Source organism: Bacillus sp. GZB, from assembly GCF_001975995.1.
Lineage (GTDB): Bacteria > Bacillota > Bacilli > Bacillales > Bacillaceae > Bacillus > Bacillus velezensis.
The window spans coordinates 542,948-556,977 of sequence record NZ_MTQG01000017.1 but is presented as its reverse complement, the minus strand read 5'-3'; the positions used below and the strand labels follow the sequence as shown (position 1 = coordinate 556,977).

Here is a 14,030-nt window from a genome sequence, read left to right as displayed (position 1 = left end):
ATTCTTCATTTTATAAACTTCTGATGACCCGTTTATAATCCGGAATATGATCTTGTGAAGAGGTCGGCACCGCCAGCAGCTTATCCACCTTGGAAATGGCCAGCAATGTATGATTTCTTTTCATATAGACTTCAATCTGATAGCTGATTTTCGCCACTGAGATCATACTGAGGGACTCACCGTGAAAGTCGGGATCGCATTCTTCAATGTGTCCCGTCATATAAATATCAAGCTCTTCATCTGCAAAACAATTTCCGTAATAATACGTCTCTCTTTCAAGCAAAAATAAATGCCGCGCGATTGAAACCGGAAAACCCGGCTTCGACCGGCGCGTCATCCATTCAAATTCCGCCGCATCCATTATCTTGCTGAATTTCGCAAACACCATGGCATGCCCGGGCGCAGCATCCTGATCAACAGGAACCCGATATAAAACGGGGTCTGCTGTTTTGAGATTGCCCGGCTTCATACCGAAGGCGTCCGTTCTGATTTTCTTTGACCGCATCAGCGCGTAAGGCGGCTTGGCTAGCTTAGAAAGTTCCGCAATGCACTCAGCCTTAGGCGCTGAGACTTTGCGGGTCGAACCTTCTGTTTGTGTGACGTCGACGACAATTAAACTATTGGCTTTCATTGAAGGAAACCGTCCCCGGTCCCACTCGCTTTTATCAGAGCTGACCGCTCCTTTCGGCCCGAACAAATAATCAGATTCTAATATGGTTTCTCCAAAGCGGGAGATATCGACTCCGACGGAAACCTCGTCCCATAATCGGTACTGATCAAGAGGCTTATCTGAAGGAACTTTGAGATGTGTCATAAAATAAGCCGGATACAAAATCAGCCCTTGGTGATCGGCCATCTGATCAGGCCGGAATCCCGTTCCGTCCGTTAAATGGTGACTGTGTGCGTTGCCGAATAACAGCAGCAGCGCGTACTCATTCAAATTCCCTAACCCGACATGGCTCATCGTTAATTCATGATTTTCAATCAGCATGGTCTGTCCTCCGCAGAAAAAATGTAATGGCTGGTCATACTCAGCCTGTAATCGATACCAGCCTTTGCGCAAGAAGGCCGGCTGTTTCTTCCATGAGCTGTTTGCCGATCAGATCGACATGCCTGTTTCTCCAATTTTCAAGCGGGGTTCCTTTCACCCACTGATTAAACGCGCCGAGCGCAGGGCCGCAATGAATTTGGTAATCTATTTTACTTTCGCTTTTTCCTTCCAGAGCGAGCCTTGTCGTATGAGAAAAATACCATTTAAATACCATCGCCATTTTGTGTTTCGGATTCTGTTCGGCTTTGGCAATCTGTTCAGGAGATTTATCACGTTTCAACTGCTCATACACTTCTTCAAAACCGCGCTGGAAATACTTATCTTCAATTAATGTTTTCGTTTTTTCATCTATTTCATCTAAAGAATTGTATTGTCTGTACAAGTCAAAGAGTTTATTGGCTCTTGCCGGGAAAAACAGTCCTTTTTTCAGCACCTGAACCCTCGCGCCCGCTTCAAACATATCTCCCGCGGGAGCGTATGACGTATCCTGCACGTTCGCTTCCTGAAGCAGATCTTTCACTGAATCACTTGTCCCGGCTTCGACCGTGCATTGATTAATAGAACCGGTTCCGATAAATTCGGCGCCGAGCAGAAACGCCGCAGCAGCCGCTTCCGGAGTGCCGATGCCGCCGGCTGCGCCGATTCTTACTTTTTTCGCATAACCGTGCTTCTCCATCATGCGGTCTCTGAGTCTGATCATGGCAGGCATTAATGTATACGGAATCCCTTGGTCGGTATGCCCTCCTGAATCCGCTTCAACGCAAATGTCATCAGCCATCGGAATTTCTTTTGCAAGCGCCGCTTCCCCGGCTGTCAGCCGATTATCAGACACAAGTCTTTCCAGCACATGAGCCGGAGCAGGATTCAGAAAGGCCTCAGCGACTTCAGGTCGGGATACTTTCGCGATGATTCTGTTTTGAACTGACACCGACCCGTCATGATTCCTGCTTAATCCCTTTGCCCTGTATATAACAAGAGCGGGAGTTATGCCCATAAATGCCGATGCTTCAATAAGATGAATGCCGTTTTTCAAATATAAATCTATCATTCTGACTTCCTTGTCAGGTGACATCATATGATGAAGAAGATTCATTCCGAATGTTTCCCCTTGCCGCAGTGCAGACCGGATGGTTCCGATGGCCTGTCCGATCCGTTCGATACTCAATCCGCCCGTTCCGAAAAAGCCCAGCATTCCCGCTTTTGCCGCTTTAATGACCATCTGTTCCGAAGCAATTCCCCTGTACATGGAGCCCGTCATGTAAGCATATTGGATGTTATAATCTTTTTTAAAATCTTCGTTCCCTAATCTCATTCCCGCCGTTTTTTGCGGATCAGCTGACGATGCTTTGACATCGGCAGTATCAGACTCTTCTTTCGGCATAGGTAATGGGGCGGCATCTTTTTTAATCTGCCGCGTCAGTTTTGTCAGCACTTCCCCGGGCCCGACTTCTGCAATTTCATTATTTTCAAGTCCCATCAGACGGCGTATCGTGTCCGTCCACTTTACCTGATTGGTCATTTGCAAAGTCAGATTTGTTTTGATTTCATCATTCTGATAAGGTGCGGCATGAAGATTTGAGATCACCGGAAAACGAAGAGGCAAAAACGCCGTTCTTTCTAAATAATCCGCGAACTCTTTTTCAGCATCTTTCATATAGCGGGAATGGAAGGCGCCGCTCACATTTAAAGGAAGGTACATTCTCACGCCGGCTTTTTCAAAGACGGGGCCCGCTTTTTCAATGTCTTGTTTCGTTCCGGCGATCACAATTTGCGAAGGTGAATTGTGGTTAGCGATATCAATGCCGGTCAGATGATAATCGGATAGAACCTCTTTTACTTGTTCAGCCGTAAACCCCAAAACCGCCGCCATGCCTCCGGGAGCTGCCTTGCTCATGAGCTCCCCTCTTTTTTTCACAAGCTGCAAACCGGTCTCAAAATCAAAGCAGCCGGCCGCAAATAACGCATTATATTCTCCTAAACTGTGCCCTGCGGCGTAATCAGGCTCTCTGCCGGACTCTTTCATTTTCTTTAAATAACTGAGTGCACTCACCGTATATAACGCCGGCTGGGTAAATTGCGTTTTCCCCAGCTGGTGATTCGGATCCTCCAGACACAATTCTTCTATAGAGTAGCCTAATATGTCATCAGCCTGACGTGTCAGATCTTGAAATTCATCAAACAGTCCGGCTCCCATTCCTTTAAATTGAGAACCCTGCCCCGGGAACACAAACGTAAGCATCTTATCCTCATCCTTTCCGCATCGCCAATTTTGTACATCACATGTGGATCTCCATACAAAAACGTCTCTTATTTCATATATTGACTGGTGTAAACACCGGCATAAAAATAAAAACACAAACGCGTTTGCGATTCAGCACAGGTTTAGAAATCGCAAACGCATTGTGTTTTCCTTTTCTAACATAATTTATATAAAGACATCTTGCTTGTTTACTGAATGTTTCGCATGACAAGCTGCAGTGCCAATATGCCCGAAAACAGCCATGACGGCACACTTCTCCCTTATCATGTATATGTAGATATATACACTACAATCATTTTTATAATCCCTATTTCCTCTTCAACGTGCCGAAACAGCGATTGAAATTTAATAGGTGCTTTACATCAATTTAATAAATTTAACAAATAGTTGCTATTTAAAGAGAATAATATCAATTTATAGATAATAATGTCAAGGCTTTATTTCGTTATTTTCTGACATTTATTCCACAGTTTTATGTTCGGTGGACAGTCGGCATAATTGTTTCGGGATAAATGTCAGATAATTCCCTGAACCCTATTCATGTCAAAGAAAATTCATCGCTTCTCTGTCAATTGGGTCTATACTTATTTTTCATTTTCATATATTATGTAAAAAAAAGACGAATTAGAAAAATTTTTAATCACTTTAAATACTATCCATTAAATACTTTCTTTGTATAATAATTTCTTATTATTCTAAGGAGGACCCAGTCATGAAATGGTACGCACTTTTTGTAGAGTCCGGAAAAGAAGAAACAGTTCAAAAATTTCTGCGTCTGCAGTTTGATGAGCAGGCTCTCTACTCAATCATACCCAAGAAAAAAGTCACAGAACGAAAAGCCGGAATCAAATACGAGGCACTCAAAAAGATGTTTCCGGGATATGTGCTGTTTAAAACGAAGATGACAGAGCGGACATTTCATAAAATCAAAGAACTCCCCATTTCATGCAGAATCGTGAATAACGGCGCATATTATTCCAAAGAGCGTAAAACCTATTTCACGACAATTAAGGATGAAGAAATCCTCCCTATCATTAGGCTGATCGGAGAAGGAGACACTGTAGATTATTCAAAAGTCTATATTGAAAATTCAAAAGTAACCGTTGCCTCAGGGCCTCTTAAAGGAATGGAAGGCATTATTAAAAAGATCGATAAAAGAAAAAGACGCGCCAAAATCTGCCTGTCTTTTATGGGACTGGACAAAATGGTCAACGTCGGAATTGAAGTGCTCTCCAAACCCTAGCATTTCAAAAAAAGCATCAACAGCATGTGCCGTTGATGCCCTTTTTATATACAAACGAAAGCCCGACACCGAAATAACCCCGCTCACCACCGTCACGGTCAAACTTTTTGACATAGTTGACCTGAAGCCGGGCTGCGCCCATGAGGCAAAATCACATTTAGGGGAAGATACATTTTAATCAAGAGCGGTGAATTGACGGTTGAGCTTGATGACGAAAAGCATGTGCTGACTTCGGGCGATGCCGCACAGTTATTTTAATTCCTCGGATGAACCGGTGACATATTTTATGCTGTTCTATTATGCTGAACCGGCTTAAACGCACATCAGGCTTCTTCAGACAGAAGCCTGACGGACCGCAACCCATTCTTGTATGCATTGAATCAGTTTCTGGACAGAAGGTGTCTGCGTCTCCTTTGTATGAGCTGTCAAAATGCCGAGCTGCCTGGAGACATACCGGTCGAACCGTTTGATGAGCACATCACAATCATTCACCAAAAGCTGCGGCAAGATGCTGATCCCCAGATTGTTCCGCACCATTGCAATAATCGCTTCATCCCCTCTGATTTGATAAGCGACCCGCGGCGTAATCTTTTCTTCCTTCAGCACTTTCAGCACATCAAAATGTGTCTCCGGATAAGGCACGATACATTTGACGGACTCCATGACATGTAACGGAACCGTTTCACATTGCGCCAATTCATGCTGCGGGCTCATCACCGCTACAATCGGATCCTCGCCCAACGGGTAAAAATGCCACTTCTCGCTGTGGGATGTGCCGATCGCCGCATCAATCCTGTCATCTTTCAGCCATTCTTCCAGTTCAGTAGAATTTCCTTCAAACAGATGCACCTTAATGGAAGGATACAGCTCATTAAATTCCCTCAAAATTTTCGGCAGCCATTTTACCGCCACGCTCGTAACAGTGCCGAGCCGGACTTCCCCTCTTTCTAACCCATTAATATTATCAACGGTTTCAGACAGTTTTTCATAGTTTTTTTGAATTTCCTTCATAATATGTAACACTTTCAAGCCATTTGCGGTGGGCCTCACTCCATGCCGCTGTCTGATCAAAAGCGGAAAACCGTACTCTTCCTCTAATTTACTGATCATTTGGCTGATGTTCGGCTGTGTGTAATTCAATATGGCAGCGGCTTGGGTCAGGCTGCCGCTTTCAACCGTTTTAATAAAGGCTAAATGCTTCTTTAAATCCAACCGGCTTCATCTCCCAGATATCATTCTTTATTATCCAATGCATTAGTTATATTTAGTTTACTTATACATCAATCAAAAATAAAATGGCAATGTTTCCATCATTATACTTGATCACAAACAGAAGGTGAGCGTTTCAGCATGAGTTTTCTCATTCAATTTTTTATCGGCGGCACCGTTATGGTGGCCGCCGCGTATTTAAGCAAATCGAAATACTTATTCTTATCAGGCGTTATCACATTGCTGCCGATCATGACGTTACTGAATATTCACTTGCAGCTGAAAAATATGAGCCCCGACGATTTCAGAACCAGCTCAAAAAAACGGAATATTCGGTGCCTTCGGCGCAGTGATCTTCATCAGCAGTATTTTCATCCTGACAAACTGGTTCAAAGGAGGCCACGCAGTCATCGGTGCGTTTCTCATCTATATTTGCTATATGATCGGCTGTAAATGCCTGTTATGAAGATACGGCCACGCTGTGTATAAAAAAATGCCCGTCCAGAACAATAAGAACGATGTGTTCAGTTGTGAGCAGTTTATATGACTGAATGATCATGAGTTGTTATAATCAATGTCTAAAAACATTCCGGGAGGCGAAATAAATGGCCAGAAAATTATTCACACCATGGACCGTTAAAGATGTAACGATCAAAAACCGTATTGTTATGGCACCGATGTGCATGTATTCCTCACATGAGAAGGACGGAAAACTGCAGCCTTTTCATATGGCGCACTACATATCGCGTGCAATCGGACAGGTCGGCCTGATTATCGTGGAAGCGACAGCCGTTAATCCTCAAGGGCGCATTTCCGATCAGGATTTGGGCATTTGGAGCGATGATCATATCGAAGGTTTTGCCAAACTGACGGAACAAGTGAAAGCGCAAGGATCTAAAATCGGCATTCAGCTTGCGCACGCCGGACGTAAAGCTGAGCTTGAGGGAGACATTTACGCTCCGTCAGCCATTCCGTTCGATGAGCAGTCCAAAACACCGGCTGAAATGACGACAGAACAAATTAAAGAAACCATTCAGGAATTCAAACAGGCAGCGGCGCGCGCGAAAGAAGCCGGCTTTGACATTATTGAACTTCATGCCGCACACGGCTACTTAATGCACGAATTTTTGTCCCCTCTGTCCAATCACCGTACAGACGAATACGGAGGCTCACATGAAAATCGCTACCGCTTCTTAGGCGAGACCATTGAAGCCGTCAAGGAAGTCTGGGACGGCCCGTTATTTGTCCGTATTTCTGCATCGGATTATACAGACAAAGGGCTGGACATTGCGGATCATATCGGTTTTGCGAAGTGGATGAAAGAACAGGGAGTCGACCTCATTGATTGCAGCTCAGGCGCACTCGTTCAAGCTGATATTAACGTCTTCCCCGGCTACCAAGTGAGCTTCGCGGAGAAAATCCGTGAACAGGCCGAAATCGCAACAGGCGCCGTCGGTTTGATAACGACGGGAACAATGGCCGAAGAAATTCTGCAAAACAACCGCGCTGACCTTATTTTTGTCGCGAGAGAACTTCTGCGCGATCCGCACTTTGCAAGGAGTGCAGCGAAGCAGCTGAATACTGAAATACCGTCACCGGTCCAATACGACAGAGCATGGTGATGAAGTGACAGCCGGAGTTTTTCGATCCGGCTGTCTCTTTTTTTATTTTTCGAGAAACGATTGCCGAAGCTTCTCCGTCTTCCCTATAGAACCAATTAGAGGAGATGACTCCAATGAAAGCAGCATGGATGGAAAGGACATATTTGATTGACGGGTGTCCGTTTTATACGAAACACCGTAAAGGCGCCGGCGAAGTGACGATCGTCTTTGAAGCCGGCTACGGCACTTCTTCTGAAACATGGACATCATTACTCGCTGACATAGATGAAGAATTTGGGGTTTTCACATATGACAGAGCCGGAATCGGCAAAAGCGGACGAAGCCGAAACAAGAGAACGGCGGACCATATGGTACAGGAATTAAACGCTCTTCTTCTGAAGGCCGGCGTCAAGCCTCCTTACCTTGTCGTCTCGCATTCATACGGCACGATTATCAGCAGACTTTGGGCGAGCCGGAACCGCCGGGATATTCTCGGGATGGTGCTGCTTGATCCGGTTTCTGAGGATCAGGAGACGAAAGTGCTTCCGCTTCTTCCTGAAGAAATGAAGGCCGCCTATTTGAAACAGTTCAAATTGGAAGGATCACACGCGGAATTTTTAACGAGCCTTAGGCAGATCCAGCATCAGCAGATTCACTTCGGCGATATGCCGCTGTTGATTTTATCATCGGGAGAGCGGGATGAGCGCTTAAAGCACGCTCATGAACAATGGGTGAAACTGCACAGAAGCATGCTTGATGTCTCTTATCAAAGCGGATGGATTCAGGCCAAAAACAGTTCTCATGCCATTCACCACGATGAACCGCACATCGTCCACCTTGCCATTTATGATGTTTGGTGCGCGGTGCGCCAGCAAATGAATGCTCCTGCCTATCAGGCGGTAAACTGATAAAACAAAAGCCATTGTGCAACGGCACAATGGCTTTTGTTATCGTGATCTATTTTGTCTCACGATGCAAAGTATACTTTTTCAACCGGGGTGAATACTTTTTCATTTCTAACCGGTCCGGATTCGTCCTTTTGTTCTTCGTCGTGATATAATTTCTGTCCCCTGTCTCTGTACAGGCCAATGTAACATTCACACGCATCATTTTCACCCCTTATATAAATCGTAATTATTACGTTTTATTATATCTCATCAGAAAAAAATGTCAAGCGTCTATTTTTTAAGACCGCTCCACAGTGACCTCCATGAAGTCAAATGCGATCTTACTGTTCTCAAATACCGCTTTCGCCTCATGTTCGAGACGCTCTATCGGCGATTCACCCTGATACCTTGCGCTGATATGAGTTAAGATCAGCTGTTTGGCGCCTGCTTTTTTTGCCGTTTGCGCAGCCTGTTCTGTCGTCGCGTGATAATAATTATGTGCGAGCTTTGCATCTTCCTTGGCAAACGTCGCTTCATGAACAAGCACATCCGCATTGCGCGCAAGCTCCGTTACCCGCTCTGATGCCCTCGTATCCCCGGAAAAAGCGACGATTCTCCCTTTTTTCGGGGATTCCAGAAAATCCCGCCCGTTAATGATTCTGCCATCGTCAAGTGTGACCGTTTCGCCTTTTTTAAGTTTCTGATAGACGGGTCCGGGCGGGATATTCATTTCTTTCAATCTGCCGGCCTGCAATGCGCCGGGAATATCCTTTTCCTGAACCCGGTAGCCGAACGCTTCCACACCGTGAATGACGGATGCTGCGGTAACAATGAATTGCTCATCTTCAAAAACCGTCCCCTCTTCGATTTCATGTACGGTAAGAGGATACGTCAGATGAGTCGCCGTCACGTTCAGGCTTGTTTCGATAAAGGCTTTAATGCCTTTTGGCCCGTAAATCGTCAGCTCTTCTTCACCGCCCTGAAATGAACGGCTCCCCAACAGACCCGGAAGACCGTAAACATGGTCGCCGTGAAGGTGGGTGATGAAAATCTTTTCAATTTTCCTCGGTTTGATTGTTGTATGTAATATCTGATGCTGAGTGGCTTCTCCGCAATCAAACAGCCATACCGAACGCCTTTCTTCAAGAAGCTTCAGCGCGACGGACGTTACGTTTCTCGTCTTTGCCGGCATGCCGGCCCCCGTCCCTAAAAATAATAATTCCACAATGCTTCCTCCTAGATCTTTGTACTACTAAGAATACAGGATCAGGCTGAAAATGTGAATTCACCCGGGCCTTCTCCGGCCTAATTAATTTTTTTCCGCAAACCGCAAAAAACAGGCTGAAATGTTTGCTTTCAATGAATTTTAGATTTAAAATGAAGGAAATATGCGGGGTTTTAAACCATGCTTCAGATAAAGTGAGGTACTCTAAGTGAAAACAAACGACAAACCAAAAGCAGTAATTGTAATATTTGGTGCCACAGGGGATTTGGCAAAACGAAAACTTTACCCATCCATTCACCGTTTATATAAAAATGGTCAAATTGGTGAAGAGTTTGCAGTTGTAGGTGTTGGAAGAAGACCTTGGTCAAACGAGGACCTCCGGGAAACGGTTAAAACGTCTGTTTCTTCTGCCGGGCAAAAAGACATAGACGATTTCACATCTCATTTTTATTACCATCCGTTTGATGTAACGAATCCGGGTTCCTATCAGGAGCTGAATGTCCTGCTGGATCAGCTTGAACATACATATGAAATCCCGAACAACAGAATGTTTTACTTGGCGATGGCTCCTGAGTTTTTCGGCACGATCGCAAAATCACTTAAAAACGAAGGTGTCACAGCGACAAATGGCTGGTCCCGTCTCGTCATTGAAAAACCGTTCGGCCATGATCTGCCGAGTGCGAAAGAGCTTAACAAAGAAATACGCGAAGCTTTCACGGAAGATCAAATTTACCGGATCGACCATTACTTAGGCAAACAAATGGTTCAAAATATCGAAGTCATCCGGTTTGCGAATGCGCTGTTTGAGCCGCTGTGGAATAACCGCTACATCTCAAACATCCAGATTACGTCAAGTGAAGATCTCGGCGTTGAAGACCGTGCGAGATATTATGAAAAATCAGGCGCACTCCGTGATATGGTTCAAAACCATATTTTACAAATGGTCGCTCTCTTGGCGATGGAACCGCCGATTAAACTGAACACGGAAGAAATCCGCAGCGAAAAAGTGAAGGTGCTGAGAGCTCTCCGCCCTGTCGCTCCAAACGAAGTGAGTGACTTCTTCGTCCGCGGACAATACCAAGCAGGTACGATTGACGGAAACGCTGTACCGAGCTATACAGATGAACAAAATGTAGCACCGGATTCCAATACGGAAACATTCGTGTCCGGAAAGCTGTTAATCGATAACTTCCGCTGGGCCGGCGTTCCGTTTTATATCCGCACAGGGAAACGGATGAAAGAAAAATCAACGAAAATCGTCGTTCAATTTAAAGACATTCCGATGAACCTTTATTACGGCAATGAAACGAATGTAAATCCGAACCTGCTTGTCATCCATATTCAGCCGGATGAAGGCATCACACTATATCTGAACGCTAAAAAATTAGGCGGAGCCGCTCATGCTCAGCCGATTAAGCTGGATTACTGCAGCAACTGCAGTGATGAAATGAACACACCGGAAGCCTATGAAAAATTAATCCATGACTGTCTGCTCGGTGATGCGACAAACTTTGCCCATTGGGACGAAGTGGCGCTTTCCTGGAATTTCGTCGATGCGATTTCCGAAACGTGGGCAGCCGACAAAACCCTTTCTCCGAATTATGAAGCCGGGTCAATGGGACCGAAAGCTTCGGACGATCTTCTTGAAAAAGACGGCCTCCACTGGTGGAATATATAAGAAAAAATTAAAAAACCGCGGCGCCGTTCATGACGGCCCGCGGTTTTTAATATCAGGAAAAGCCCCCGCAATCAATGCGGGGGCTTCTTCATTACTTCATCCATTCAGTATGGAAAATGCCTTCTTTATCTGTGCGTTCATACGTATGCGCGCCGAAGTAATCACGCTGCGCTTGAATCAAGTTTGCAGGAAGCACTGCCGTACGGTAGCTGTCGTAATACGCAAGTGCGCTTGAGAACGAAGGTACCGGCACGCCTTGGGCTACGGCAAGTGAAATCACTTGGCGAAGGGCGCCTTGGTAGCTTTCTGCAATGTTTTTGAAGTAGCTGTCTAACAGCAGGTTGTCAAGCTCCGGTTCACGGTCATATGCGTCTTTGATCTTTTGCAGGAACGCCGCGCGGATGATACAGCCGCCGCGGAAGATCATCGCGATTTCACCGTATTTCAGATCCCAGTTATATTCTTCAGACGCGGCTTTCATTTGGGCGAAGCCTTGTGCGTAAGAACAGATTTTACTCATGAAGAGCGCTTTTCTGACCGCTTCAATCAGCTCTTCTTTATTTTCAGTGACCGGCTTAACGTCTGGTCCGGACAGAAGGCCGCTTGCTTTCACACGCTCTTCTTTCATTGCGGAAATGAAACGCGCAAAAACAGATTCAGTGATAATCGGAAGCGGCACGCCTAAGTCAAGAGCGCTTTGGCTTGTCCATTTACCCGTTCCTTTTTGGCCAGCTTTATCAAGGATGACGTCAACAAGCGGTTTGCCCGTTTCTTCATCTTTTTTAGTGAAAATATCAGCCGTGATTTCAATCAGATAGCTGTCAAGCTCTCCTTTGTTCCACTCAGCGAATACTTCGTGAAGCTCTTCGGCAGACAATCCGAGCACCTGTTTCAGAATGAAATATGACTCAGAGATCAGCTGCATGTCACCGTATTCGATACCGTTGTGCACCATTTTTACATAGTGCCCCGCTCCGTCCGGGCCGATGTATGTCGTACAAGCTTCTCCGTCCACTTTAGCAGAAATGGCTTCTAAAATCGGTTTTACGAGTTCGTGCGCTTCCTTTTGGCCGCCCGGCATAATAGAAGGCCCTTTCAGCGCTCCCTCTTCACCGCCTGATACACCCGTTCCGATAAAGTGAATGCCGCTTTCGGCAAGCTCTTTGTTCCGGCGCTGTGTATCTTTATAGTATGTATTTCCGCCGTCAATCAAAATATCGTCTTTTTCCAGATGAGGAAGAAGAGATTGAATCGTCGCATCCGTTGCAGTTCCCGCTTTAACCATTAATAAGATTTTACGGGGTGTTTCAAGAGACTGGACAAACTCCTCAATGCTGTATGTGCCGACAACATTTTTGCCTTTTGCCTCTTCTAAAAACTCTTCCGTTTTGCTGCTTGATCTGTTGTATACAGACACAGAAAATCCCCGGCTTTCGATGTTAAGAGCCAGATTTTTACCCATTACCGCAAGACCGATAACTCCGATTTGTTGTTTTGACATATTCTAACGTCCCTTCTTCAAACGTTTAACCATTTTAAAATTTAAATTAAAATAAAATGATATTTATACTAAAGAAATTATCATACATAACCCCTTTTTTCAAGTTATTCACCTTTTCTTTTCATCCTGAAAAAAGTCTCTGTTAAAGCTCGTTCCCCTTGTTTTGCTTTCTTCTTTTTTTATAACGGCGCCTTTTCTGATCAGGTTTTGGCCGTACTTTTCATTCAGCTCGTTCATCATCTGAAAAATCGGCTCATCCTTTGCGTCCTCCTTGAATGAAAACAGATCAAGCTGTTTATACGCCTGCTGTTTTTCAACCAGTTCCGTCCCGGTGATGCCGAGAAGCCTTACCGGATTTTGGTTCCAGTGCTTGTCAAACAGTTCCATCGCCGCTTCCATGATGTCTTTTTTCTGATCAGCCGGATTGCTGAGGGTCATGCTTCTTGTGACCGTTTTCCAATCCGCATACCGAATCATGATGAACAGCCGGCAGGCCATGACCTCCTTACGCTGGAGCCGTTCGCTCACAGACAGCGCGAGCCGGTCAAACACGCCCGTTAATTCATCCCAGTCAGCCGAATCATGCGACAGGGTGGATGAGTTGCCGACGCTTTTAAATTCATAAATCCGCTCGGGATTGACTTCTGCAGGATGGATGCCGTTCGCTTTATCCTTCAGCCTCGGGCCGTTTATGCCGAGAAGCGTTTTCAGCGCATGTTCATCTCCTTTTGCCAAATCACCGATCGTTTTGATGCCGAGCGTTTTTATTTTTTCCGCAGTTTTCGTTCCTATACCGTGCATCTCTTCAATCGGAAGAGGCCATAAGACGTCCGGCAGCTCTCTTTTTCTTAAAATGGTGATGCCGAGCGGTTTTTTCATGTCAGACGCCATTTTAGCGAGAAATTTATTCGGGGCGATGCCGATGCTTGACGGAAGCAAAAGCTCTTTTTGCAGTCTCGCCTGAATGTCTTCTGCTGTCTCATACGCCCTGTGTCTGTGCGGTGTGTCCGTAATATCCATGTATCCTTCATCAATAGAAACAGGCTCGACTAAATCCGTATACTCCCTCAGAATGCTGAACATTTCTTTTGACGAACTCCGGTAGCGGTCAAAATTCGGAGGCACGACGATGAGTTCCGGACAGAGGCGTTTTGCCCGCCACACCGGCATGGTGGTCTTTACGCCCCGCGCTCTCGCTTCGTAGCTGCAGGTGACGATGATTCCTTTCCGTTCCTTCACGTTTCCGGCAACGGCGATAGGTTTTCCTCTTAAAGACGGATCATACGCCATTTCTACAGAGGCATAAAAACTGTTCATATCGATATGAAATATAATTCTCCCTTTTCCGGCCACTCCCGGCGCCTCCTTTCCTTAC

The 14,030-nt window shown here is 45.5% G+C and carries 12 protein-coding genes and 1 pseudogene; 5 read left to right on the top strand and 8 right to left on the bottom strand.

Going from position 1 to position 14,030, the window contains the following annotated elements:
- Positions 1-10: 10 nt before the first annotated feature.
- Together BXO87_RS13905 and fabD are read right to left on the bottom strand one after the other, a co-directional pair.
- A complete protein-coding gene (locus tag BXO87_RS13905; RefSeq protein ID WP_038459089.1) occupies positions 11-991 on the bottom strand; it encodes an LnmK family bifunctional acyltransferase/decarboxylase in 981 nt (326 codons plus the stop codon).
- A gap of 40 nt (positions 992-1,031) precedes the next feature.
- Positions 1,032-3,290, bottom strand: a complete 2,259-nt coding sequence (fabD, locus tag BXO87_RS13900; protein WP_038459091.1) for an ACP S-malonyltransferase — start codon at positions 3,288-3,290, stop codon at positions 1,032-1,034.
- Between the two features lie 733 nt (positions 3,291-4,023).
- On the opposite strand from fabD, the gene loaP reads away from it, so the two are divergent.
- Entirely contained in the window at positions 4,024-4,554 is a 531-nt protein-coding gene (gene loaP / locus BXO87_RS13890) for an antiterminator LoaP (RefSeq protein WP_007408401.1), read from the top strand.
- Between the two features lie 16 nt (positions 4,555-4,570).
- Here loaP and BXO87_RS21165 read toward each other — a convergent pair whose 3' ends face one another.
- Both BXO87_RS21165 and BXO87_RS13880 read right to left on the bottom strand, forming a co-directional pair.
- Positions 4,571-4,696 carry a hypothetical protein gene (locus BXO87_RS21165; protein WP_007408400.1) on the bottom strand — a complete coding sequence of 42 codons (126 nt, stop codon included), beginning with the start codon at positions 4,694-4,696 and terminating at the stop codon, positions 4,571-4,573.
- A gap of 191 nt (positions 4,697-4,887) precedes the next feature.
- Positions 4,888-5,766, bottom strand: coding sequence for a LysR family transcriptional regulator (locus BXO87_RS13880; protein WP_047935935.1), 879 nt, complete (start codon positions 5,764-5,766; stop codon positions 4,888-4,890).
- Positions 5,767-5,904: 138 nt separating this feature from the next.
- Between BXO87_RS13880 and BXO87_RS13875 the strand changes: the two are divergent.
- The 3 genes and pseudogenes from BXO87_RS13875 (at position 5,905) to BXO87_RS13865 (ending at position 8,272) form a co-directional block, all read left to right on the top strand.
- Positions 5,905-6,229: pseudogene (locus BXO87_RS13875) on the top strand (GlpM family protein).
- A 139-nt stretch (positions 6,230-6,368) separates the two neighbouring features.
- Positions 6,369-7,385 carry an NADPH dehydrogenase NamA gene (gene namA / locus BXO87_RS13870; RefSeq protein ID WP_003153250.1) on the top strand — a complete coding sequence of 339 codons (1,017 nt, stop codon included), beginning with the start codon at positions 6,369-6,371 and terminating at the stop codon, positions 7,383-7,385.
- A gap of 113 nt (positions 7,386-7,498) precedes the next feature.
- Positions 7,499-8,272, top strand: a complete 774-nt coding sequence (locus BXO87_RS13865) for an alpha/beta fold hydrolase (RefSeq protein ID WP_043867272.1) — start codon at positions 7,499-7,501, stop codon at positions 8,270-8,272.
- Positions 8,273-8,321: 49 nt separating this feature from the next.
- On the opposite strand, the gene rpmG is transcribed toward BXO87_RS13865, so the two are convergent.
- On the bottom strand, positions 8,322-8,471 hold the full coding sequence (gene rpmG / locus BXO87_RS13860) for a 50S ribosomal protein L33 (RefSeq protein WP_003153246.1): 150 nt from the start codon (positions 8,469-8,471) through the stop codon (positions 8,322-8,324).
- A gap of 78 nt (positions 8,472-8,549) precedes the next feature.
- Positions 8,550-9,476: a ribonuclease Z gene (gene rnz, locus BXO87_RS13855; protein ID WP_032866386.1), complete on the bottom strand. Its 927-nt coding sequence runs from the start codon at positions 9,474-9,476 to the stop codon at positions 8,550-8,552.
- A 208-nt stretch (positions 9,477-9,684) separates the two neighbouring features.
- On the opposite strand from rnz, the gene zwf reads away from it, so the two are divergent.
- Positions 9,685-11,154, top strand: a complete 1,470-nt coding sequence (gene zwf / locus BXO87_RS13850; RefSeq protein WP_012117935.1) for a glucose-6-phosphate dehydrogenase — start codon at positions 9,685-9,687, stop codon at positions 11,152-11,154.
- Positions 11,155-11,245: 91 nt separating this feature from the next.
- Here zwf and gndA read toward each other — a convergent pair whose 3' ends face one another.
- Both gndA and BXO87_RS13840 read right to left on the bottom strand, forming a co-directional pair.
- A complete protein-coding gene (gene gndA / locus BXO87_RS13845) occupies positions 11,246-12,655 on the bottom strand; it encodes an NADP-dependent phosphogluconate dehydrogenase (RefSeq protein WP_003153241.1) in 1,410 nt (469 codons plus the stop codon).
- A 108-nt stretch (positions 12,656-12,763) separates the two neighbouring features.
- Positions 12,764-14,008 (bottom strand): DNA polymerase IV, encoded by a 1,245-nt coding sequence (locus tag BXO87_RS13840; RefSeq protein ID WP_029973901.1) that lies wholly within the window; start codon positions 14,006-14,008, stop codon positions 12,764-12,766.
- Positions 14,009-14,030: the final 22 nt, after the last annotated feature.

Coding starts and splice junctions, on each gene's coding strand:
- BXO87_RS13905 (WP_038459089.1), bottom strand. CDS start 991: ATGCTGATTGAAAATCATGAATTAACGATGAGCCATGTCGGGTTAGGG.
- fabD (WP_038459091.1), bottom strand. CDS start 3,290: ATGCTTACGTTTGTGTTCCCGGGGCAGGGTTCTCAATTTAAAGGAATG.
- loaP (WP_007408401.1), top strand. CDS start 4,024: ATGAAATGGTACGCACTTTTTGTAGAGTCCGGAAAAGAAGAAACAGTT.
- BXO87_RS21165 (WP_007408400.1), bottom strand. CDS start 4,696: ATGGGCGCAGCCCGGCTTCAGGTCAACTATGTCAAAAAGTTTGACCGT.
- namA (WP_003153250.1), top strand. CDS start 6,369: ATGGCCAGAAAATTATTCACACCATGGACCGTTAAAGATGTAACGATC.
- BXO87_RS13865 (WP_043867272.1), top strand. CDS start 7,499: ATGAAAGCAGCATGGATGGAAAGGACATATTTGATTGACGGGTGTCCG.
- rpmG (WP_003153246.1), bottom strand. CDS start 8,471: ATGCGTGTGAATGTTACATTGGCCTGTACAGAGACAGGGGACAGAAAT.
- gndA (WP_003153241.1), bottom strand. CDS start 12,655: ATGTCAAAACAACAAATCGGAGTTATCGGTCTTGCGGTAATGGGTAAA.